This is a genomic window from Mycetohabitans sp. B46 (genome assembly GCF_037389205.1).
Taxonomy (GTDB): Bacteria; Pseudomonadota; Gammaproteobacteria; order Burkholderiales; family Burkholderiaceae; genus Mycetohabitans.
In genome coordinates, this window is record NZ_JADBGL010000008.1 from 1 (window position 1) to 22,157 (window position 22,157).

The following is a 22,157-nucleotide window of genomic DNA, read 5'->3' on the forward strand; positions in this document are numbered from 1 at the left end:
CGGCCGATACGGTTTCCCGCGTGGCCGGCGGCGCGTCGAGCAGTGCAAGGGCGGCAACGTGCCATCGCCCGGCAAATCCTGGAACAGCGGCACCTGCTTTTCCTTTTCGACGCGCTCGGACTTGGTCGGCGACACCACGTCCGGCACGATCGTCACCGGCTCATGCTCCTCGAGCCGCACCCGACTGCGCTCGCCTTGCCCTCGCGCTTGACCGCCGCTTGCTGGCCAGCCTTGCGGTCGCGCTTCTCGTCGCGCCGCAACTGCGCGAGCATGACCGCATTGATGATCGCCTCGCCGACGCGCTCGGCCACCGACAGCCACGAAAAGCGGAAAAAGCGACAGGCCAATCGCCAGCGCGAGCAGCAGCGCCAGCGTGCCGCCGGTGAACCCAAGCGCGTGCTGCACGCCGCGGGCCACCGCGTCGCCGACGATGCCGCCGGGTGCCCGAGGCAATTGAGCCTGGAGCGACCACATCCGCAATGCCTCGAGGCCGTCGCTGGCCACGAGCACAAGCGCGAACGACAGCATCTCGGCCAACCAGCCGCCTTCGCGCGGCGTGGCCGGCTCGTCCAGCGCGTCGTGACGCGTGATGCGCCGGTAATTGTCGGCGATGCGCCGCCCCAGCAGCACGATCCACCAATAGGCGGACAAGCCGAACAGTAGCAGCAGCATGTCGGATGTCCACGCACCGACACGGCCACCCCAATTCGTGATTCGGTCCACCTGCACGGCATGCGTCCAGCTTGGGTCGCGCCGGCTGTAGCTGACTAGCGCCATCAGCAAAAACAGGCCGAGCGCGACCTGCAGCAGCCAGCGGATCTCGCTGAGCAAACGCGACAGACGATGCGGTAAAGCTTGTGTCCCGGGAGAATACGTGGATTTCGCCATTGAATCGACAAGAGGGCGGCATGCGGCCGCCGGAGTTCGAGCGCCTTCATTGTAAACGGTCGGACCGGCGCGCCACGCAACAAGTTGTAAGACCGGTGTTGCAAGCGCGCACCAGCGTGCCGGATGAGGGGCCCAAACGCCGCCGAACGTTGGGACATCACGCCGATGAGCGTCGGAGCATCACGCCGATGGATGGAGGGGCATCACGCCGATGGATGGAGGGGCATCGCGCCGATGGTCATCATGCCTATCACACCGATGCAAAAGAGCAATCAGGCTAATGCCGGCCAGCCCCTTTATAATGGTGAGCCCGATATCACCTACGCATTGCCGCGCGGTGCGGCTGTGCGCACCGCCGCCCTACAAGGATCAACCGCCATGTCCGAACGCAAGCACGCGAAAGTCCTGATTCTCGGCTCCGGCCCGGCCGGCTACAGCGCCGCCGTCTACGCGGCGCGGGCCAATCTGTCGCCGATGCTGATCACCGGCCTCGCGCAAGGCGGGCAGTTGATGACGACCACCGACGTCGAGAACTGGCCCGGCGACCCAAGCGGCGTACAGGGTCCGGAGCTGATGCAGCGGCTACTCGAGCACGCGCAGCGCTTCAATACCGAAATCGTGTTTGATCACATCCACACCGCGAAGCTCAACGAGCGGCCGCTGCGGCTGATCGGCGACTCTGGCGAGTACACGTGCGATGCGCTCATCATCGCGACTGGCGCGTCGGCCCAATACTTGGGCCTGCCGTCAGAGCAGCAGTTCATGGGCAAGGGCGTGTCCGCCTGCGCGACCTGCGATGGCTTCTTCTACCGGAATCAAGACGTCGCGGTGATCGGCGGTGGCAACACCGCCGTCGAGGAAGCGCTATACCTGTCGGGCATCGCGAAGAAGGTCACGGTAATCCACCGTCGCGACAAATTCCGCGCCGAGCCGATCCTGATCGATCGTCTGCTCGCGAAGGAGCAGGAAGGCAACGTCCAAATTAAGTGGAACCACGTGCTCGATGAAGTCCTCGGCGACGATTCGGGCGTGACCGGCCTGCGCATCAAGCATACGGAGACTGGCGAGACCACCGACCTGGCGGTACACGGCCTGTTCGTGGCGATCGGCCATAAGCCGAATACCGACATCTTCGAGGGCCAATTGGAGATGCGTAACGGCTACATCGTCACGAACGCCGGCCTGAACGGCAATGCGACCGCCACGTCGATCGCCGGCGTGTTCGCCGCGGGCGATGTGCAAGACCACATCTATCGGCAGGCGATTACCAGCGCGGGCACCGGATGCATGGCCGCGCTGGACGCACAGCGTTATCTGGAAAGCATCCATGAGACGGCCGCGCCACACGTGATGAGCCACGAAGCCAACCGCTGAGCGGCGCGTGATACCGTCGCAGCGACAGCATCAAAGTCGAGGGCGACCCATGCCAAAGGAAAAAGCCCATCCGAATGACCGCGTGCGGGCGCGGCCGACGCCCGCTGCCCCATCCGCCATCGCGGGGGCCGCGCTTGGCGCGGTAGTATCCGCGCCGATCCCTGCCGGCCCTGCCGCCGGCAAGCGCCGCCTGTCCAGCCTAGCCTCGCTCGGCGCGCTGCGCGACATGCTCAAAAGCGACGCCACGGCCCGCGAGCAGGCGCGTCGCCATGCCGAGCGCGAGCAGCGCGCCGCGCAAGCGGCCGCCACCGAATTTCGCCGCGAGATTGGCGACATCACGCCGCTTAAGCCCTCCGGCCGCGCGCCGCTGCACCGCGTGCAGCCGCCCCCCGTGCCGCTGCAAACGCAGCGCGACGAACAGGCCGTGCTCGATGAAGCACTGTCCGACGAATTCGATCCGGAAGCACTACTCGACGTCGATGAGTCGTTGTCTTATTGCCGGCCAGGCGTGGCGACTGACGTCGTGCGCAAGCTGCGCAGCGGCACGTGGGTCGTGCAGGCACAGATCGACCTGCACGGACTGCGCCGTGATGAGGCACGCGAAGCCCTGGCGGATTTCCTGCGTGCGTCGGTCAAGCGGGGGCTGCGCTGCGTGCGCGTGATCCACGGCAAGGGCTTGGGCTCGATTGGTAAGGAACCGGTGCTCAAGGGCAAAGTACGCAGTTGGCTGGCGCAAAAGGCCGAAGTGATTGCCTTTTGTCAGGCCCGGGCGCATGACGGCGGAGCCGGTGCCGTACTCGTGCTACTGCAGCCAAGGCCGCGTGGTTGAGGTGGACCACGTCGCCTGCCTGCCACGCAGCGCGAGCGATGTGAATCAGACCGCCGCCTCGTTCTCTTCGCCGGTGCGTATCCGAATCACCCGTTCGATGTCAGCGACGAAGATTTTTCCGTCGCCAATCTTGCCGGTACGCGCGGCGCTAATGATCGCATCGAGCGTCTGATCAACCTGGTCGTTCGCGACCACGACCTCGATCTTTACCTTCGGCAGAAAGTCGACTACGTACTCCGCACCGCGATAGAGTTCGGTATGCCCTTTTTGCCGGCCAAAGCCCTTGACCTCGGTCACAGTCAATCCGGTCAGGCCCACCTGCGCGAGCGCTTCGCGCACCTCGTCGAGCTTGAAGGGCTTGATGATTGCAGTGATACGCTTCATGGTGTGCCTCACCTGTCCGCTTGGAATGGAATGAAGCTATTCTAACCAGCGCCCGCGGGGCGCGCGAGCGCGGGCACGCCCCCACCGGCCACAGCACCACGCCACACATCGCTGCGTTGCGGTGCCACGCCATTGCCGCGCATGCTCAACATGCCTCGCTAAAATGTGATGTAATCGGATAGCGCCAATCCCGGCCAAATGCGCGGTGCGTAACGCGAATCCCGATTGGCGCCTGGCGCCGCTTGTATTCGTTGATCTTGATCAGCCGCGTGACCCGCTGGACATCGGCGCGAGCATAGCCGGCCGCGACGATGTCCTCCAGCGACCAGTCCTCCTCCATGTACATCCGCATGATCGCATCCAGCACTTCATACGGCGGCAGGCTGTCCTGATCGGTTTGGTTCTCGCGCAGCTCGGCCGACGGCGCCCGGGTCAGGATCCGTTCCGGGATGATGTCGCGCGTGGCAAACGTGGTCGCCGCGTTCCGATAGCGGCACAGCCGATACACCAGTGTCTTCGCGATATCCTTGATGACCGCAAAGCCACCCGCCATGTCCCCGTATAACGTGCAATAGCCCACGGCCATCTCACTCTTGTTGCCGGTGGTCAGCACGATCGAGCCGAATTTGTTTGACAGCGCCATGAGCAGCGTACCGCGAATGCGGGCCTGAATGTTCTCCTCGGTGGCGTCTTCGGGCAAGCCAGCAAATTGCGCGGTCAGTGACGCGCGGAACGCGTCGAACATCGGACCGATCGCAATTTCGTCGTAGCGCACGCCGACACGCCGCGCCATCTCCGCGGCATCGGACGTGGACATATCCGCGGTATAGCGGGACGGCATCATGACTGCGCGCACGCGCTCGGCACCCAATGCGTCGCACGCGACGGCCAGTACCAGCGCCGAATCCACGCCGCCGGACAGCCCGATGATCGCCCCTGGAAATCCGTTTTTGTTCAAGTAATCACGCACACCGAGCACCAGCGCAGCATAAATCTGCGCCTCGACGCATTCGCGCGGCGCAATCTCGCCACGTTGCGCCTGTGCACCGTCGAACTCGACAATCGCCGTCTGCTCGACGAATTGCGGCAGGCGTGCCATTAGCTCGCCATGCGCATCGAGCACGAACGAGCCCCCGTCGAACACAAGCTCGTCCTGCGCGCCGACCAGATTTAAGTAGACGGCCGGCATGCCGGTCTTGCGAATGCGCTCGCGCAGGATATCGACGCGCACATCCTCCTTGTTCATATGATACGGAGAGCCATTGGGCACAAGCAGCACCTGGGCGCCCGCCGCCTTCGCCAGCAACGCGGCCGATGGATGCCACGCGTCCTCGCAGATGATGACGCCGAACTTCACACCCTCCAACTCGAACACGAACGGTTGCGGATTCGACGCGAAATACCGCTTTTCGTCGAACACCTCGGTATTGGGCAGTTCCTGCTTCAGGTAGGTGCCCACAATTTGCCCCTCAACCAGCAGCGACGCTGCGTTGAACGTGTCCACCGGCGGTACGCCGCGCTCGAGCAGCCTATTTGGATTAACATCGCCTGTCGGCGCGCTGCGATACGGATGGCCGACCAACACGTGCAGTCCAGCAAAGCGCGCGAGCTGAGCGGCCAACTCGCTAAGCGCCGCATGGCTTGCCGTGTAAAACGCCGGACGCAGCAACAAGTCTTCGGGCGGATAGCCGGACAGCGCCAGTTCCGGTGCGATCATCAGTGACGCGCCAGCATCATGGGCGGTTTGCGCGGCGGCGACAATTTTCGCGATATTGCCGGCAAAGTCGCCGACGGTCACGTTGATCTGGGCAAGAGCGATTTTCATGGACGAACGATGAGCGAGTTGGCTTCACAGCGCATGGGCGATTATCGCACGCGGATTCTCGCGTCACTGGACGAGGTGGACGCGTGCCAATGGAATGCGCTGCTCGCGCGGCAGGCACAGCCCACGCCGTTCTTGCGACATGAATTCCTCCATGCGCTGGATGCAACGCAATGCGCGGTGGCCAAAACCGGTTGGCAGGCCCAATTCGTCACGCTATGGTGCAACGAGGGCCCGGACTCGCGCGAGGTGCTCGCGGCGGCCGCCCCACTCTACGTAAAGCAGCATAGCTACGGCGAGTATGTGTTCGACTGGGCGTGGGCCGATGCCTACCAGCGGCACGGACTGCGTTACTACCCGAAACTGCTGTGCGCGGTGCCATTCACGCCAGTGCAAGGCACGCGTCTGCTCGCGCACAGCGACGATGCGCGCCGCCGTCTGGTGGCCACGCTGCTGGCCGCGGCCGAGCAGGCCCATGTATCGTCGCTGCACGTGCTGTACCCCTCGCCGCGCGAGGCCGAATTGCTGGTCGAGATGGGCATGCTGCTGCGCGAAGGCGTCCAGTTCCACTGGCTCAACCAAGGCTATCGGGACTTCGATGACTTCTTGTCCACGTTGGCGCAAAAGAAGCGCAAGAACATTCGTGCCGAGCGCCGCCAGGTGCGCGACGCCGGCGTCACACTGCGCCGCGTGCCCGGCCAGGCCATCACCGCCGCGCAATGGGCATTTTTCTCGCGGTGCTATCGGCAGACCTATCGCGAGCATCATTCGAGCCCCTACCTGAATCTAGATTTTTTCCGGATGATCGGCGCAACGATGCCTGACAATCTGCTGCTAGTGATCGCCGAGCGCGCCGGCGCGCCGATCGCCAGCGCACTACTGGTCTATGACCGCGACACATCCGCGTCGCGAGGCCGAGGCCGAGGCACGTTGTACGGACGCTACTGGGGCGCGCTCGAACACATACCGTGTCTGCACTTTGAGACTGCGTACTACCAACCGCTGGAATTTTGCATCGAGGCCGGCATCGCCACATTTGAGGGCGGCGCCCAAGGCGAGCACAAGATGGCGCGCGGCTTCCTGCCCACCGTCACCCATTCGACGCACTGGCTCGCGCATCCCAAATTCGCGGACGCTGTCGCCCAGTTCCTGGACAGCGAGGCGGGCGGCATACACCGCTATGTGGATGAATTGCGTGAACACGATCCGTTCCGGCGCGGCGCCGACACGGCATGCTGACATGGCCTGGCACTTGTATTTGATCGAATGCGCGGACGGCAGCATCTACACGGGCATCGCCGTCGACGTGCAGGCTCGCTTCGCCAAGCATCAGGACGGCACCGGCGCCCGCTATACCCGCTCGCACAAACCCATGCGACTGCTTGCCACCTTCGCGATGGCTGACCGCTCCAGCGCATCACGCGTCGAATATCATGTCGAGCGGTTATCCGCCAGCGAAAAGCGGGCACTTGCGCAGGGCCGCCGTCCGTTGCCGCACCCATAGCAAAGGCCGCGCCGGGCCGCGCCGCAACGCCCACCGCGCGGCACTCACGCCGATTATTTGCGCTGGCAAGACAGAGAATTCACAATAATGATCTTTATCCGCGCTGGCCTGCGGCGTAACGTCCGTGCTAGAGAATGCCCGGAACCATCGCCATGACTGCTATTGCAAAACACGCGGATCCTTGGCAGCAGACCGTCCGCTGCCTCGGCGCCCGTGCGCGCGAGCGCGCTGCCGACCGCCCCGCTGCCGCCGTCCCCCCGTTCCAGACCGCCCGCCGCACGCGCCCAGCACAGCGCGGCAAGCATACCGCCATGATGCCGCTTGGGCGGCAAGTCGCGGCCGGCAAACCAATCATCCGCATCATCGACCGGCCTAGCAGCGTCACCGCCATCGTGTACTGGTCCGATGCGGCGACCTGCCACTATGGTTATCAGGGCTGGCGCGTCGCCACCGCGGAACAGGACAGCCAATGCGCGCTAAGTGGCCAGCCGGTGCAGCGCGGTGATCTCGTGTACCGGCCGGCGCAACGCGAGCCTAGGCCCCGCAACTTCGACGCCATGATCCTTGCTAGCGCGATGCCGCAGACGGTCGAGGCCGAGGCTGCCTAGGCGGCTCAGGCCGGGCTCATCTAAGCGGCCGGACGACGCGCGCCATGGCCGGGAGACGGGCGCCGCGGTCGCCCCGCGCACTTGCCGCGCCCGCGAACAACCCGCCGAGTCGGTCCGACCCCGGCGGGTCATCGCCGACAAACGAGCCGGCCAGTACGCCAGCACGCCAGCACGCCGCGTCGTTTATAACTTGTTGAAGTTCGCGACGCCGTCGGTAATCTCCTTGTGTGCGGCGGCGATATCTTCCCAGCCTTCGACCTTGACCCACTTGCCTTTCTCAAGCGCCTTGTACTGCTCGAAGAAATGCTTGATCTGGTCCTTCAGATAGGCCGGCACATCATCGGCCGATTTCAGGTGGGCGGTCATTGGACAGATCTTGTCGGCCGGCACCGCGATCAGCTTCGCATCCTGGCCGGATTCGTCCGTCATATTCAGCATGCCCAACGCGCGGCAGCGCACGACTGAGCCCGCCAACAACGGAAAGGGCGTGATCACCAGCACATCGACCGGATCGCCGTCGCCGGCGAGCGTTTGCGGGATGAACCCGTAGTTGGCCGGATAGCGCATTCCCGTGCCGATGAAACGGTCTACGACGAGCAGGCCCAACTCCTTATCCGCCTCGTATTTGACTGGGTCGCTTTGCGCCGGAATTTCAATGATGACGTTGAAATCGTGTGGCAGGTCCTTGCCGGGCGGGACGTGATCGAAGCTCATGTCGAATTTCCTGGTAACGATAAAACGAACGATGGAGGCGAAAGCTCGATTATATCAACCGACCTGCTGCGATCGCGTAAGGCGGTATCCGATCCGGCTGCACTGCTTGGCTTTCGTCCGGTCATCACGAACTCGGCGCGATCATGGTCAGCACACCGCAGCCCTCGCGATGATCAACTCGCTAGGCAGTCTGGCCGGATTCGTCAGCCCATACCTAATCGGCTGGCTCACCTGACCAGCAGCACGGATTCCGGCATGGACTAGGTGGCGGGTTTCATGGTGCTCGGCTCGCTGGTGACACTCAGCGTGCCCAAGCGCCTCGTATCGCGCTAGCGGGCACGGTGGTGCAGGACAGCCGTCGCCGGCACGCGCAGTTTGTCATCGCCCACAGGTCAGCATGGTGGGGGCGTCAACCACTGAATACGGCCGCTGTCAGCAGCCGAGCACGCAACGCTACCGGCAACCCGTGCGTACGATCTGCCAGCGGCCCAATACGGCCATCATCGCGGCACTAGCTAGACGACATTCATCGCCGTGGCGCTGGCGCGGTAGTGTTCGGCGGCCTGCTGCGCGTTGCCCAACTGCTCATGCAGGCGTGCGAGCGCCCGGTGCGCACGAATCTGCAGCGGCTCGTTGTCCGCGGCGAGCTTGAGCGCCTGCTCGAGGAATGCTTGTGCCTTGCCCCACAGCTTTTGCTGCAGGCACAGGCGTCCCAGCGTAAAAGACAGGTCGGGATCGTCCTGGCGCGCCTTCTGCCAGGCTTCCGCGCGCTGAATCAATGGCAATGGATCGTCGTCCGCGCAGTCGGCGTAGCGGCGCAGCAGTCGAGGATCCCAGTGATGCGCGAGCGCCTCTTCGACGATCTTGCGTGCATCGGCCGGGCGGTTCAGCGCAATCAGCAATGCCGCGGCCAAGTCCGCGATGCGGGGCAACTGACGCTCGGCCGCGCTCAGCGATTGCCATAGCTGCAGCAGCGCATCGAGGTTATGACGCCGCTCGCGCAGCAAATGCTCGACGGCGAGTTGCTTCAGGTGCACCGACACCGCCGGATGAATCGCCTCGCGCTTTTCCAGGGTCTTCACCAGCTTGAGCACTTCCGCCCAGTTCTTCAGCTGCTGCTGTGCACGCAACGCGATTTGCAACGCATGGATGCGCCGTCCACCCTGCGCACGCATCTCGGTCAATGCTGCCAACGCCCCGTCGGCATCACGCGCATCCGCGCGCAATTCGGCGCTGCTCATCAACCTCGCCTCTTGCCAATCGTTGCCGGTCACCTGCGCCAGCCATTCATCGCGACGCGCAAATTCGCGCATGCGATGTGCGGCGGCTGCACCGATCAGGCCGGCCGGCGCCTTATTTGCATCAACTGCACTGGCCTCGCGCGCAGCTTTCTCCGCGCGAGAAAAACGACCCGCGTACAAGTTGCCGATTGCCTCGCGCAGCGCCTGGTGCGCGTTGGCAAGCCGCACACGCGCCCGGTACGCTGTGACTCGTTCGGGCATTTTCAGCACCGCGCGAATCGAGCGCACGACGATATAGAGCACGACGAACGACACGACCAGCGCCGCCACGAACAAGTTCAGCGAGATATCGATCCGATAGGGCGCCCAAATGATCAGCACCTGCCCCGCGTCGTGTGCGCCAACGAGCGCCAGCAGCACGGCGGTCGCAAACAGTGCCATCAGCCACAAAATTGCTCGAATTGCCATCGTTCAGCCTCGGCCCTTGTTCTGATGGATGGCATTCAGGCTCGCCTCCAGGCTCGGCAACTCAATGTGCGCCGCACCTTTTTGCACCTGATCGAGCCGTTCACGCGCGTTTTGCGTGGCCTGGGCAGACAGATCAAAGTACCGCGCGAGCGCCTGCTGCGCGACCTGCAAGTCCGCCTTCAGCAGCTTCTCATCGCGCGAGAGCAGCGAGACGCGCGCACACAGCAGCCGCAGCTTCACATTCTCACGCAACAGATAGCCCTGGTCTGGCGCGACCAGCATCGCGTCCGCGTTGTCGATGCGGCGCACCTGCACGAGACCGGTTAGTTGCGTCATCACGCCGGCCGCCAATGTATGCCACCATGCCTTCCAGCGCGGCTCGCCATTGGCGGCGGCCACCTGCGCCACGTCCGCCGGCGTGCCGGCGCGCGGCTTGAGCGGCGCAGCCGGCGCCTCGCCGGCCAACGGCAAGGCGTCCACCTGCGCGATCACGTCGTCGAGCTTGATAGCGAGTCCCGCCAGATCGACGCTTGGCGCAGCCTTCAGCTTGTCGATATCCTGCGCGATCGCCTTGCGCACCACGATGACCTGCGCGCCCGTTGATGCCGCGAGCCGCGTGTCCGCGCTTTGTAGCGCGAACAACGCCAAGCCGACATTGCCGGTCAATTGCAGTTGCTGGCTGGCAGACGAGATTGTCTGCTCGACTTCGGCCAGCGTCCAATCGTCGCGGTTCTTTGCCAAGTCCTGCAACGACGCCTGCAAGGCCTGATGCTGCGTCTGTACGTCGCCGACCCGGCCGGCGACTTGGGTCAGCTGCGAATCGAGTTGGCGTACCGCGCTCGCGGCCTCATCGGCTTTGAGCCGGGTGTCGCGGCTTTGTGCGTCGTTGGCCTGCTGGCGCACGATAAGTTGCTGCTGCAGCCGCTCGATCTTGCGTTCGAGCGCGTAGCCGCCTGCGCCTGCGCCCGCCAGCACCACCACCGCGCCGATCCAGGCGAGCGCCGTGCTGACTGAGCGGCGGCGGCGCTTCGATTCGTACGGGGGGAATGGTGCAGCCGGCGGGACGTTGGCCGCGGCAGGGCGCGCCGGTTGCGCCGCTTGCGGCGCCACACCTGGCGCTGGCTGGGAATCTTTGGAATCTGTCATGCGTGATTGAGCCGATTGCGATGGAGTCTTCGAGAAGGAAGCGGCTTGAATGATCGGTGAAAACACCGCGCGCAGCGCGCCGACGATCGCTTGATCACCGGCGCCGGACACCGTAATCGTATCAAAACCCGCTTTGCGTGCCGTATCACCGATGCGCGGATGCGGTGTGACAATCGGGGCGCGCTTAAGCGCGACAATCTCGTCGCGATTTAGATGCTCGCGTGCCAGCTCCTCCAGGTTGCGCACACCTTCCGAACTGGTCAATACCCAGGCGTGCGGCTGGCCGGCGAGCAGCGCGTGCACGCGTTGCCACGCGTCAAAGCTCGGCTCGGGCAGCCGTCGCTGGTACGCACCGAGCGCCTGGACGATCGCGCCATGCGCACGCAGCGTCTCGGCGAGCAACTCGCGGCCGCCGTCGCCGCGCACCAGCAACACATGCCGCCCTTGCAGCGCGGTGAGTCCGTCCGGCGCAAAGGCGGTGGCAAGCGCGTCGATCAACGCCTCGGAATCGTAGCGCGGCGCATCGCCGCTCGCATACGAGTCGGAAGAGACCTGCACCGCAGGGGTATCGTCGCGCCCCGGCGGCTCGCCAGCATGGGAAACGCCCGCGCCGCCGTCGTTGCCGCCGTCGTACACCGACGCCTGCAGCGCGACGCGCACCGCATCGCCGGGTGCGATGATCCGATGCGTGTGCGGCTGCACGCCGTGGCGCGCCAACGCCCGCACCGTGCCCGGACCCACGCCGGCGACCGGTACCGTGGTTGGCCACGAGAAAGCGGGCGACAGCACGGCGTCAGCCGGCGCATGTGCCGACGGCCTATCGGCTGACGAGGCATGCGCCGATGACGTATCAGCCGATAACGTATCAGCCGACGATGCATCTGCGGGCGGTATGTCCACCGGGGAGGCGTTTTCCGGCGATGCCTTCGGCCGAGCTGCGGCAAGCGCCGCGAATGCGCGATCAACCGCGTTCGGCGAGACGAATACCGCCAGCGCATAACGCTCGAGATCGAGCAACCCATCGACCAGCGGCGCATTGTCCGTTGCATCAGCAATGTCGATCAGCGGAAACTCGAAACCATCCAGCCCAGCTGCGGCAAGCGCGGTCAGCAGTTCGGCGCTCTGTCCGGCCGGGCGCGTCATCACCACGGTCGGACGTGCCGCGACAGGCGCACCGGCTTCGCCCGCGGCCGCCGACTGCGACATGGGAGGAAGCGACGCCTGCGTCACGATTGGCCCTCCCCCATCACGCGGCTCCGTCGCGCGACGCGTCAAGCAGTGGCTGCACGATTTGCATCGCACCCTGTGCCTGCAACTGCTGTACCACGTGCCAGCCAAGCGCCAGCGCACCGGCCGTGTCCGTCGGCGCCGCGCTGCCATACGCAGCCAGTACGCGGCTGCCGTCGGGCGTGGCGACCGACGCCCGCAGTTGCAGCACGTCGCCCTGCCACTGCGCATATGCGGCGAGCGGCACCTCGCAGCTGCCACCGAGTGCGCGCGACACGGCCCGCTCGGCTTCCACGGCCAGCGCCGTGCGCATATCGCACAACGGCGCAAGCCACTGGTGCAGATCAGCGCGCGAGGCGCAGATCTCGATGCCGAGCGCCCCCTGGCCGGGCGCCGGCAAGCTGTCGGCAGGGTCCAGCAGCGTGCGGATCCGCGCTGCGAGGCCAAGCCGCTTGAGCCCGGCGGCGGCGAGGATGATTGCCGCGTAGTCGCCGCGGTCGAGCTTGGCCAGCCGGGTGTCCAGATTGCCGCGCAGCGGCTTGATCACCAGATGCGGATAGCGGCTGCGCAACATCGCCTCGCGGCGCAAGCTCGATGTACCTACCACGGCGCCCGCTGGCAATTGCGCCAACGAGGTAAATTGCGACGACACGAACGCATCACGCGGGTCTTCCCGCGTGAGGACAACCGGCAGCGCGAAGCCATCAGGCAGCATCATCGGTACGTCCTTGAGCGAGTGAACCGCCAAGTCCGCGCGACCGTCCGCCAGTGCATTCTCCAATTCCTTGACGAATAACCCCTTGCCGCCCACCTTGGACAGCGCACGATCCAGAATTTGATCGCCGCGAGTGGTCATACCGAGGACCTTTACGTCGCAAGACGGATATAATTTGTGCAGCGCACGGCCCACATGCTCGGCTTGCCACAGCGCAAGCCGGCTTTCACGCGAGGCGATCACCAGCGTCGCGGGCGGTATCGCGCATTGCATCTCGAGACTCAAGTCGACCTCGTACCCAATCGGGATGTGATAACGAATCAAATGGTAGCACGCACCCTTCGGTATCCCGATGCTGCGCGCGGATGCCGGAACCCTTCAATCGCCAGTTTGGGGAATTGCTTGTGACGACTTCCGGATCGGCCGCTGCCGCGCGCCGCAACGCCAAGACCGCCGCTACCGCCTCTGCTACCTCTACCGCCTCCCGCGCCACGCCCGCACGGCCGACCCCGACCGCGGTGACACCGCCGGCGCACGCCGCGGCATCGCCCGCGCACGGCCGCACCCGCGAGGACAAAGACAGGCCGCTGTTCGAGGATATCCGCTTCCTTGGCCGGCTGCTTGGCGACGTGGTCCGCGAGCAAGAGGGAGACGCTGTATTCGACGTGGTCGAGACGATCCGCCAGTCGGCGGTGAAATTTCGCCGCGAGGACGACATCGACGCGGCCAAGAAGCTAGACAAGATGCTCAAGGCCCTCACACCAGAGCAAACGGTCAGCGTGGTGCGCGCATTCAGCTACTTTTCACATCTAGCGAACATCGCCGAGGATTGCCACCATAACCGCCGCCGGCGCATCCATGCGCTGGCCGGCTCCGCGCCGCAGGCAGGCACCGTCGCATGCGCCCTTGCGCGGCTAGCCAAAAGTGATGGCGAATCGCTGTCCGCGCTGAAGACGTTCTTCGACACCGGGCTGATCGTGCCGGTGCTCACCGCCCATCCCACCGAGGTGCAGCGCAAGAGCATCCTGGACGCGCAACACGACATCGCACGCTTGCTGGCCAAGCGTGACCAGCCGCTCACCGCGCGCGAGCGCGCGGCCAACGAAGCGCTGCTGCGCGCCCGCGTCACGTCACTGTGGCAAACCCGCATGCTGCGCGGCTCGCGGCTCACGGTCGCCGACGAGATCGAAAACGCGCTGTCGTATTATCGCACGACCTTCTTGGACGAGATCCCGGCGCTGTACGCGGACATCGAGCAGGCACTGGCCGAGCACGGCCTGCCCACCCGACTGCCCCCGTTCTTCCAGATGGGCAGTTGGATCGGCGGCGACCGCGACGGCAATCCGAACGTAACGGCGGCCACGCTCGAGCGGGCAATCACGCGCCAGGCGGCGGTGCTCTTCCAACACTATCTGGAGCAGGTGCACCGGCTCGGCGCGGAGCTGTCCGTCTCCGAGTTGCTGGCAGGCTCCAGCGACGCGCTCAAGCAACTGGCGGATACCTCGCCCGATACTTCGCCGCACCGCGTGGACGAGCCGTATCGGCGCGCGCTGATCGGCGTCTATGCGCGGCTGGCCGCGACCGCGCGCACGCTGCTCGGCGACGCAGCCGTCTCGATCCGCGGCGAGCACCGCGACGCAGTGCCTTACGCGTCGCCCGACGCATTGCGCGCCGACCTGCAGGTGCTGATCGACTCACTGCAGGCGCGCCATGGCGCGTCGCTTGCCGCCCCCCGGCTGTCACCGCTCGCGCGCGCGGTCGAAGTATTCGGCTTTCATCTTGCGAGCATCGATCTGCGGCAAAGTTCGGATGTCCACGAAGCCGTGCTGACCGAGCTGTTTGCCCGTGCCGGCGTGGTCGACAACTATGCCGCGTTGTCCGAGGACGACAAGCTGACGCTGCTGCTGGCTGAGCTGGCGCAGCCGCGCGCTTTGCGCCTGCCGTACGCGGAGTACTCGCCGCTGGTGCACAGCGAGCTTGCCGTGCTGGAGGCCACGCGTGCGATACGGCAGCGCTTTGGCGAGCGGGCCGTGCGCAACTACATCATTTCCCATACCGAGACCGTATCAGATCTGGTTGAAGTGATGCTGCTGCAAAAGGAAACCGGCCTGATGCACGGCAGCCTGCCCGCCGCGGCCCCACAGGCGGGCAACGGCCAGCACGCAACCCATGCTGGGCATGGTGCGCCGCGCGTCAGCTTGATGGTGATCCCTCTGTTCGAGACAATCGCCGACCTGCGTCACGCGCCACGCATCATGGAAGCGCTGCTGGCGCTGCCGGGCATGGACTCAATCGTGCGCCACCAGGGCGGCGAACAGGAAGTGATGCTCGGCTACTCGGACAGCAACAAGGACGGTGGCTTTCTCACGTCGAACTGGGAACTGTATCGGGCCGAATTGGCGCTGGTCGCGCTGTTTCGCGAGCGTGGCGTGAGGCTGCGACTGTTTCACGGCCGAGGCGGCACAGTTGGGCGCGGCGGCGGCCCGACCTATCAGGCGATCCTGTCACAGCCGCCGGGCACCGTGGATGGACAGATCCGGTTGACCGAGCAGGGCGAGGTGATTGCCAGCAAGTTCGGCAATCCGGAAATCGGCCGGCGCAATCTTGAAACCGTAGTGGCCGCGACGCTGGAGGCGACGTTGCAGCCGCATGCCCAGTCACCTCGCGCACTGCCGCAGTTCGAGGCCCTGATGCAGACGCTGTCGGACGCGGCGATGTCGGCATACCGCGCGCTCGTGTACGAGACCCCGGGCTTTACCGACTATTTCTTCGAGTCCACGCCGATTGCCGAGATTGCGGAACTCAATATCGGCAGCCGCCCCGCCTCGCGCAAGCTGCACGATCCCAAGCATCGTCGCATTGAGGACTTGCGCGCGATTCCATGGGGCTTCTCATGGGGTCAATGCCGGCTGCTGCTTACCGGCTGGTACGGCTTTGGCAGCGCGATCAGCGCGTACCTGGATGCCGCACCGGATGCGGTGGACCGGGAAAAGCGCGTGGCGCTGCTGCGCAAAATGGTCAAGACGTGGCCGTTTTTCTCGAATCTGCTGTCCAACATGGACATGGTGCTCGCCAAGTCGGATCTGGCGGTCGCGTCGCGCTACGCACAACTGGTGTCGGACAAGAAGCTTCGCAAGCAGGTATTCGATCAGATCGTCGCCGAATGGCATCGCACCACGGAGGCGCTCGCGCAGATCACCGGTCATTCGTCGCGGCTGGCGGACAATCCGCTGCTCGCCCGCTCGATCAAGAACCGCTTCCCGTACCTCGATCCGCTGAACCACTTGCAGGTCGAACTGCTGCGCCGGCACCGCGCGGGCACCACGAACGCACGGCTGCGACGCGGCATTCACTTGACGATCAACGGGATCGCCGCGGGGTTGCGCAACACGGGCTGACGCCGGCATGCTGGCGATACGGTGTGAGCCTACATGCAACATGAACCTGCATATGACGTGAATCTGCATAGGGCGTAAGCCTGTACACATGGCGTGAGCTTACACATGGTGCGAGCCTGCACACTACGCTGCTGCGTTATACTGGTACAAGATCGCTTGCTATCCTGGTATCGATGACTTCCCGGATCATGACGACCGCTTTGCCTGCTGCATGGGGTGCCTCGCGTCAGCTTGATGGTGCCCCCCCTGTTCGAGACAATCGCCGACCTGCGTCACGCGCCGACGCATCAGTGGCACGCGCGCTCGGCGCTTTCATTCGCTCGCATCGGGAGCGGCTCACGCCGGCGGACGTCGGCCTGCCGCGCGGGACGCGGCGCCGCACGCCGGGTCTGCGACGCGAGGAAGTCGCACAGTTGTGCGAGGTCAGCGCCACCTGGTACACGTGGATCGAGCAAGGCCGCCCCGTATCAGCATCCGCCGATGCGCTGGCGCGGATCGCCGTCGCATTGAGGCTGTCGCGCGCGGAACGGGCCTATCTGTTCGAGCTTGCCGCGCAGCGCGATCCCGCCGAGCCGGACGCGGTCACGGCCGGCGTGCCCGCGGCGCTGCTGGCCAGCGTCGGGTTGATCGCCACCCCCGCCTACGTGCTGGACCCACAGTGGAACGCGCTCGCCTGGAACGCGGCAGCGGCGGAATTGTTTATCGGCTGGCTCGACGCGGCCAAGCCGGCCGCGACTGCCGGTGTGCTGGTTCCTCGGGACACGCACGGCAGCGACCCCAACCTGCTGCGCTACACCTTCACCTCGCCGGCCGCGCGCACGCTGATTGTCGATTGGGAAACCCGTGCACGCCGGCTCGTCGCCGAATTCCGCGCCGACTCGATCCGACATTTGAACGACGCACCCACGCGCGCGCTACTCGACACGTTGATTGCGCAATGCGACCCGTTCGCGCGCTTCTGGGCATCGCAGGACGTGTTTGAGCGCGAAGGCGGCCGCCGCGAGTTCGATCATCCGGTGCGCGGGCGCATCGCCTACGATCAGATCACCTTCGTGCCGGCCCAGCGCGACGACATGAAGCTCGTGGTGCTGATCGCGCAACATGAACTGCGCGGCGAAGCCACCGCCGCGGCCGCCGCGCACGACGCCGGTGCCACGCTGCCGCGATGCTAGAATGTTTGTCTTTGCCGCACGGCGGTGCGGCAAGCGGCACCTCTACTATTGCGGCATCCTGTCATGACCTCCCAATTGCACAAAAAGGGCGAAGCCTGGTCGGCGCGTTTTTCCGAGCCGATGTCCGATCTCGTCAAACGCTATACGTCGTCCGTGTTCTTCGATAAGCGGCTCGCGCTCGTTGACATCGAGGGTTCGCTTGCGCACGCGGCGATGCTCGGCGCGCAACGGATCATCAGCGACGACGACGTCGCGGCGATTCGCAAAGGCATGGAGCAGATTCGCGGGGAGATCGAGCGCGGCGAATTCGAATGGCAACTAGACCTCGAAGACGTCCACCTAAACATCGAGGCCCGGCTAACCGCGCTAATTGGCGATGCGGGCAAGCGGCTGCACACCGGGCGCTCGCGCAACGACCAAGTTGCAACGGACATCCGACTCTGGCTGCGCGGCGAGATCGACCGGATCAGCGTGCTACTCAAGGATTTGCGAGGCGCGCTGCTCGAACTCGCGCAACGATATGCCGACACGATCCTGCCGGGCTTCACACACCTGCAGGTCGCGCAACCGGTGACCTTCGGCCACCATTTGCTGGCATACGTGGAGATGTTTACGCGCGACACCGAACGGATGCTCGACTGCCGCAAGCGGGTCAACCGGCTACCGTTGGGCGCTGCGGCGCTTGCGGGCACCAGCTACCCAATCGACCGTGAGCACGTCGCTAGGACGCTCGGTTTCGACGGTGTCTGCGCGAATTCACTCGATGCGGTGTCGGACCGGGACTTCGCGATCGAATTCACGGCGGCTGCGGCGCTAGTCATGACGCACGTGTCGCGGCTGTCTGAGGAGCTGGTGCTGTGGATGAGCCCGCGAGTCGGCTTCATCGATCTGGCCGATCGCTTCTGCACCGGCTCATCGATCATGCCACAGAAGAAAAACCCCGACGTGCCTGAGCTTGCGCGCGGCAAGACCGGCCGTGTAAACGGCCACCTGATCGCGCTGCTCACACTCATGAAGGGCCAGCCGCTCGCGTACAACAAGGACAACCAGGAAGACAAAGAGCCGCTGTTCGATACCGTTGACACGGTGGCCGACACGCTGCGCATCTTCACCGAAATGGTCGCCGGCATCACCGTCAAGCCGGATGCGATGCGGGCCGCGGCGCTGCAAGGCTTTTCGACTGCGACCGACCTGGCCGATTACCTCGTCAAGCGTGGCTTGCCATTTCGCGACGCGCACGAGGCGGTGGCCCATGCGGTACGCGTCTGCGTAGACCGGGGCTGTGACCTGGCGGACCTGACGCTCGACCAGTTGCGCGCCGAATTGCCGAAAGTCGCGTCGCTGCTGGGTGACGACGTGTTCGATTACCTGACACTGGAAGGCTCGGTCGCCAGCCGCAATCACGTGGGCGGTACGGCGCCGCAGCAGGTGCGCGCCGCAATCGCAGCCGCACGCACCGCGCTGTCTCGGTAACAGCGGCGCGCGGCTATTGACCGGCTATCACGCCGTCGATTGCCGCCCACCTATCGCACCATCGATCGCCGACCCGCCATCGCACCATCGATCACCGGCCCGCCATCGCACCATCGATCGCCGACTCGCCTATTGCGCTGACGGCCGCGCTATCGGCGCCGCCCGCCGGCCGATGGCCGGCGCGCCGCTCACGGCCGCACGCAATCCACAAAGTACTTGACGTTGCCGCCGACCCCTTCGGTGACCAGCCCGTGAATATCGGTATGAAAGCCGGGAAACCGCGCATTGAAGTCGCGCGCAAACCTCAGGTAGCGCACGATGGTCTCGTTGAACCGCTCGCCCGGAATCAACAGCGGAATGCCCGGGGGATACGGCGTGAGCAGGATGCTAGTGACGCGGCCCTCGAGGTCGTCGATCGGCACGCGGTCGATCTCGCGGTGCGCGATCTTCGAAAACGCGTCGGTCGGGCGCATGGCCGGCTCCATGTCGGACAGGTACATCTCGGTCGTTAGCCGCGCGATGTCATTGTCACGGTACACACTGTGAATCTGCTCGCACAGGTCGCGCAGCCCGACACGCTCGTACATAGGATACTGCGTGACGAACTCTGGCAGCACGCGCCATAGCGGCTGGTTTCGATCGTAGTCGTCCTTGAACTGCTGCAATTCGGTGACCATCGAGTTCCAGCGGCCCTTGGTGATGCCGATCGTAAACATGATGAAGAACGAGTACAGTCCGGTCTTCTCGACGATGATGCCATGCTCGGCCAGGTAGCGGGTGACGATCGCCGCCGGAATACCCGTCTCGCCGAACTCGCCGTCCACGTCCAGCCCCGGTGTGATGATCGTCGCCTTGATCGGGTCCAGCATGTTGAAGCCTTCGGCCAGGTTGCCGAAACCATGCCAGCGGTCGTTCGGCCGCAATAGCCAGTCCTCACGCGAGCCAATGCCCTCGGTGACGAGCTGATCGGGCCCCCACACCTTGAAGAACCAATCGTCGCCATATTCGGCATCGACCTTGCGCATCGCGCGACGGAAATCCAGCGCCTCGGCAATCGACTCCTCGACGAGCGCGGTGCCGCCGGGCGGCTCCATCATCGCCGCAGCCACGTCGCACGACGCAATGATCGCGTATTGCGGGCTGGTCGACGTGTGCATCAGGTATGCCTCGTTGAAGCGATGCCGATCAAAGCGCGGCAACTGCGAATCCTGCACCAGGATCTGCGACGCCTGCGAGATGCCGGCCAGCAGCTTGTGCGTCGAATGGGTCGCGAACACCAGCGCGTCGGTGCGGCGGGCGTTCTGCCCGATTGCATGCATGTCCTGATAGAACGGGTGGAATTCGGCGTGCGGCAGCCAGGCCTCATCAAAGTGCAGCGTATCGATCGTGTCGCCCAGCAGGTCCTTGATCATCTCGACGTTGTAGACGACGCCATCGTAGGTGCTTTGCGTGATCGTCAGAATCCGCGGCTTGAGCTTCGGGTTTTTCGCGAGCGCCTCGCGCGCGAACGGATTCGCGTCGATCTTGCGGCGGATGTTCTCCGGTTGGAACTCATCGCGCGGGATCGGCCCGATGATGCCAAAATGGTTGCGGGTGGGCGTCAGGAAGACCGGGATCGCACCAGTCATCGTGATCGCGTGCAGGATCGACTTGTGGCAGTTGCGGTCCACCACGACGATGTCGCCCGGCGCGACGGTGGCGTGCCAGACGATCTTGTTCGACGTGGACGTGCCGTTAGTCACAAAAAACAGGTGATCAGCGCTGAAGATGCGCGCCGCATTGCGCTCGGACGCGGCTACCGGCCCGGTATGGTCCAGTAGTTGCCCAAGCTCGTCCACGGCGTTGCACACGTCCGCGCGCAGCATGTTTTCGCCGAAGAACTGGTGAAACATCTGGCCAAGTGGACTCTTCAGGAACGCGACGCCTCCAGAGTGACCTGGGCAATGCCACGAATACGAGCCTTCGTCCGCGTACTTGACCAGCTCCTTAAAGAATGGCGGCGCTAACGAATCCAGGTACACCTTCGCCTCGCGGATGATATGCCGCGCAACGAACTCAGGCGTATCCTCGAACATATGAATGAAGCCGTGCAGCTCGCGCAGGATGTCGTTCGGAATGTGACGTGACGTGCGCGTCTCGCCGTACAGGAAAATTGGGATGTCGGCGTTGCGACGCCGCACCTCGGCGACGAATGCGCGCAGCGCCAGGATCGCGTTGGCAAGCTCGGGCACTTGGTCGTGCGTCGCGGCAACTTCATCGACCAGCGCGATCTCGTCGTCGTCGATCGACAGGATGAAGCAAGACGCGCGGCTGGATTGTTGCGCGAACGAGGTCAGATCACCGTAGCTGGTCAGGCCAAGCACCTCGACCCCCTCGCGCTCGATCGCCTCGGCCAGCGCGCGGATACCCGAGCCGGAGATGTTCTCCGAGCGAAAATCCTCGTCGATGATAACGACAGGGTAGCGAAACTTCATCGGTGACTCTCCAAAAACAAACCGCTGCACTCTACCGTTCGAGTAAGCAGCGGCCGCAACATGCCGGCATGCGCCACGCAGCATGGCACGGCGGCGCGCGAAACTCAGGTCTTGGGCAGCGTGACGCCATGCTGGCCCTGGTACTTACCGCGACGGTCCGCATAGGAGGTCTCGCAGAGTTCGTCGCTCTCGAAAAACAGCACCTGCGCCACGCCTTCGTTCGCGTAGATTTTCGCTGGCAGTGGTGTCGTGTTGGAAAACTCCAGCGTCACGTGTCCTTCCCATTCAGGCTCGAACGGCGTGACGTTGACAATGATCCCGCAGCGCGCATACGTCGATTTGCCCAGGCACACGGTCAGCACATTGCGCGGGATACGGAAGTATTCGACGGTACGTGCCAGCGCAAACGAGTTCGGCGGGATGATGCACACATCGCCCTTGAAGTCGACAAAGGACTTCTCATCGAAGTTCTTCGGATCGACGATCGTTGAGTTGATGTTAGTGAAGATCTTGAATTCGTCCGCACAGCGGATATCGTAGCCGTAGCTCGACGTGCCGTAGCTGACGATCTTATGGCCATCCGGCGCAACGCGCACCTGATCCGGCGCAAATGGTTCGATCATGCTGTACTGCTCGGCCATGCGCCGGATCCATTTATCGGATTTGATCGTCATACGTGCAATCGAAAGGCGGCAAGGCCGCAGGTTGAAAACGAGCAAA

Annotated in this window: 16 protein-coding genes and 1 pseudogene; 8 read left to right on the plus strand and 9 right to left on the minus strand. The window is 64.5% G+C overall.

Annotated features, from left to right (window positions below):
- A pseudogene (locus IHE30_RS10065) lies at positions 1 to 888 on the minus strand (DNA translocase FtsK 4TM domain-containing protein); the annotation flags it as partial.
- Positions 889 to 1,266: 378 nt separating this feature from the next.
- On the opposite strand from IHE30_RS10065, the gene trxB reads away from it, so the two are divergent.
- Positions 1,267 to 2,262, plus strand: coding sequence for a thioredoxin-disulfide reductase (gene trxB / locus IHE30_RS10070; RefSeq protein ID WP_337690309.1), 996 nt, complete (start codon positions 1,267 to 1,269; stop codon positions 2,260 to 2,262).
- Between the two features lie 49 nt (positions 2,263 to 2,311).
- On the plus strand, positions 2,312 to 3,091 hold the full coding sequence (locus IHE30_RS10075; protein ID WP_337690311.1) for a Smr/MutS family protein: 780 nt from the start codon (positions 2,312 to 2,314) through the stop codon (positions 3,089 to 3,091).
- 45 nt (positions 3,092 to 3,136) lie between these two features.
- Here IHE30_RS10075 and glnK read toward each other — a convergent pair whose 3' ends face one another.
- Positions 3,137 to 3,475, minus strand: a complete 339-nt coding sequence (gene glnK / locus IHE30_RS10080; protein WP_337690313.1) for a P-II family nitrogen regulator — start codon at positions 3,473 to 3,475, stop codon at positions 3,137 to 3,139.
- 145 nt (positions 3,476 to 3,620) lie between these two features.
- Positions 3,621 to 5,300 carry an NAD+ synthase gene (locus tag IHE30_RS10085; RefSeq protein WP_337690314.1) on the minus strand — a complete coding sequence of 560 codons (1,680 nt, stop codon included), beginning with the start codon at positions 5,298 to 5,300 and terminating at the stop codon, positions 3,621 to 3,623.
- Between the two features lie 9 nt (positions 5,301 to 5,309).
- Here IHE30_RS10085 and IHE30_RS10090 point away from each other — a divergent pair, with 9 nt between their 5' ends.
- The 3 genes from IHE30_RS10090 to IHE30_RS10100 all read left to right on the plus strand — a co-directional run bounded on the left by IHE30_RS10090 (position 5,310) and on the right by IHE30_RS10100 (position 7,409).
- The gene (locus tag IHE30_RS10090; protein ID WP_443193639.1) at positions 5,310 to 6,536 is read left to right on the plus strand and encodes a GNAT family N-acetyltransferase; all 1,227 of its coding nucleotides are present in this window, start codon (positions 5,310 to 5,312) and stop codon (positions 6,534 to 6,536) included.
- Position 6,537: 1 nt separating this feature from the next.
- Positions 6,538 to 6,801, plus strand: coding sequence for a GIY-YIG nuclease family protein (locus IHE30_RS10095; protein ID WP_337690316.1), 264 nt, complete (start codon positions 6,538 to 6,540; stop codon positions 6,799 to 6,801).
- Between the two features lie 152 nt (positions 6,802 to 6,953).
- Positions 6,954 to 7,409 (plus strand): DUF3331 domain-containing protein, encoded by a 456-nt coding sequence (locus IHE30_RS10100; RefSeq protein ID WP_337690317.1) that lies wholly within the window; start codon positions 6,954 to 6,956, stop codon positions 7,407 to 7,409.
- Positions 7,410 to 7,592: 183 nt separating this feature from the next.
- On the opposite strand, the gene ppa is transcribed toward IHE30_RS10100, so the two are convergent.
- From ppa to hemC, 4 genes are all read right to left on the minus strand, one after another.
- On the minus strand, positions 7,593 to 8,123 hold the full coding sequence (gene ppa, locus IHE30_RS10105) for an inorganic diphosphatase (protein ID WP_337690319.1): 531 nt from the start codon (positions 8,121 to 8,123) through the stop codon (positions 7,593 to 7,595).
- Positions 8,124 to 8,638: 515 nt separating this feature from the next.
- Complete coding sequence (locus IHE30_RS10110; RefSeq protein WP_337690321.1) at positions 8,639 to 9,832, minus strand: heme biosynthesis protein HemY; 1,194 nt, start codon at positions 9,830 to 9,832, stop codon at positions 8,639 to 8,641.
- A 3-nt stretch (positions 9,833 to 9,835) separates the two neighbouring features.
- Entirely contained in the window at positions 9,836 to 12,208 is a 2,373-nt protein-coding gene (gene hemDX / locus IHE30_RS10115) for a fused uroporphyrinogen-III synthase HemD/membrane protein HemX (protein WP_443193640.1), read from the minus strand.
- A gap of 16 nt (positions 12,209 to 12,224) precedes the next feature.
- A complete protein-coding gene (gene hemC / locus IHE30_RS10120; RefSeq protein WP_337690527.1) occupies positions 12,225 to 13,193 on the minus strand; it encodes a hydroxymethylbilane synthase in 969 nt (322 codons plus the stop codon).
- 131 nt (positions 13,194 to 13,324) lie between these two features.
- Here hemC and ppc point away from each other — a divergent pair, with 131 nt between their 5' ends.
- The 3 genes from ppc (at position 13,325) to argH (ending at position 18,963) form a co-directional block, all read left to right on the plus strand.
- Positions 13,325 to 16,318 carry a phosphoenolpyruvate carboxylase gene (gene ppc / locus IHE30_RS10125; RefSeq protein WP_337690322.1) on the plus strand — a complete coding sequence of 998 codons (2,994 nt, stop codon included), beginning with the start codon at positions 13,325 to 13,327 and terminating at the stop codon, positions 16,316 to 16,318.
- A 188-nt stretch (positions 16,319 to 16,506) separates the two neighbouring features.
- Complete coding sequence (locus IHE30_RS10130) at positions 16,507 to 17,490, plus strand: helix-turn-helix transcriptional regulator (RefSeq protein ID WP_337690323.1); 984 nt, start codon at positions 16,507 to 16,509, stop codon at positions 17,488 to 17,490.
- A 63-nt stretch (positions 17,491 to 17,553) separates the two neighbouring features.
- Positions 17,554 to 18,963, plus strand: a complete 1,410-nt coding sequence (argH, locus tag IHE30_RS10135) for an argininosuccinate lyase (RefSeq protein WP_337690325.1) — start codon at positions 17,554 to 17,556, stop codon at positions 18,961 to 18,963.
- Between the two features lie 188 nt (positions 18,964 to 19,151).
- Here argH and IHE30_RS10140 read toward each other — a convergent pair whose 3' ends face one another.
- Positions 19,152 to 21,437 carry an arginine/lysine/ornithine decarboxylase gene (locus tag IHE30_RS10140; protein WP_337690327.1) on the minus strand — a complete coding sequence of 762 codons (2,286 nt, stop codon included), beginning with the start codon at positions 21,435 to 21,437 and terminating at the stop codon, positions 19,152 to 19,154.
- Between the two features lie 104 nt (positions 21,438 to 21,541).
- On the minus strand, positions 21,542 to 22,111 hold the full coding sequence (gene dcd / locus IHE30_RS10145; protein WP_337690330.1) for a dCTP deaminase: 570 nt from the start codon (positions 22,109 to 22,111) through the stop codon (positions 21,542 to 21,544).
- Positions 22,112 to 22,157 lie beyond the last annotated feature (46 nt).

Excerpts from the sequence above, each read along its gene's own strand:
- IHE30_RS10100 (WP_337690317.1), top strand. The coding sequence starts at position 6,954 with ATGACTGCTATTGCAAAACACGCGGATCCTTGGCAGCAGACCGTCCGC.
- ppa (WP_337690319.1), bottom strand. The coding sequence starts at position 8,123 with ATGAGCTTCGATCACGTCCCGCCCGGCAAGGACCTGCCACACGATTTC.
- dcd (WP_337690330.1), bottom strand. The coding sequence starts at position 22,111 with ATGACGATCAAATCCGATAAATGGATCCGGCGCATGGCCGAGCAGTAC.
- IHE30_RS10090 (WP_443193639.1), top strand. The coding sequence starts at position 5,310 with ATGAGCGAGTTGGCTTCACAGCGCATGGGCGATTATCGCACGCGGATT.
- argH (WP_337690325.1), top strand. The coding sequence starts at position 17,554 with ATGACCTCCCAATTGCACAAAAAGGGCGAAGCCTGGTCGGCGCGTTTT.
- IHE30_RS10095 (WP_337690316.1), top strand. The coding sequence starts at position 6,538 with ATGGCCTGGCACTTGTATTTGATCGAATGCGCGGACGGCAGCATCTAC.
- IHE30_RS10085 (WP_337690314.1), bottom strand. The coding sequence starts at position 5,300 with ATGAAAATCGCTCTTGCCCAGATCAACGTGACCGTCGGCGACTTTGCC.
- glnK (WP_337690313.1), bottom strand. The coding sequence starts at position 3,475 with ATGAAGCGTATCACTGCAATCATCAAGCCCTTCAAGCTCGACGAGGTG.
- trxB (WP_337690309.1), top strand. The coding sequence starts at position 1,267 with ATGTCCGAACGCAAGCACGCGAAAGTCCTGATTCTCGGCTCCGGCCCG.
- IHE30_RS10075 (WP_337690311.1), top strand. The coding sequence starts at position 2,312 with ATGCCAAAGGAAAAAGCCCATCCGAATGACCGCGTGCGGGCGCGGCCG.
- hemC (WP_337690527.1), bottom strand. The coding sequence starts at position 13,193 with ATGCAATGCGCGATACCGCCCGCGACGCTGGTGATCGCCTCGCGTGAA.
- IHE30_RS10140 (WP_337690327.1), bottom strand. The coding sequence starts at position 21,437 with ATGAAGTTTCGCTACCCTGTCGTTATCATCGACGAGGATTTTCGCTCG.
- IHE30_RS10130 (WP_337690323.1), top strand. The coding sequence starts at position 16,507 with ATGACGACCGCTTTGCCTGCTGCATGGGGTGCCTCGCGTCAGCTTGAT.
- IHE30_RS10110 (WP_337690321.1), bottom strand. The coding sequence starts at position 9,832 with ATGGCAATTCGAGCAATTTTGTGGCTGATGGCACTGTTTGCGACCGCC.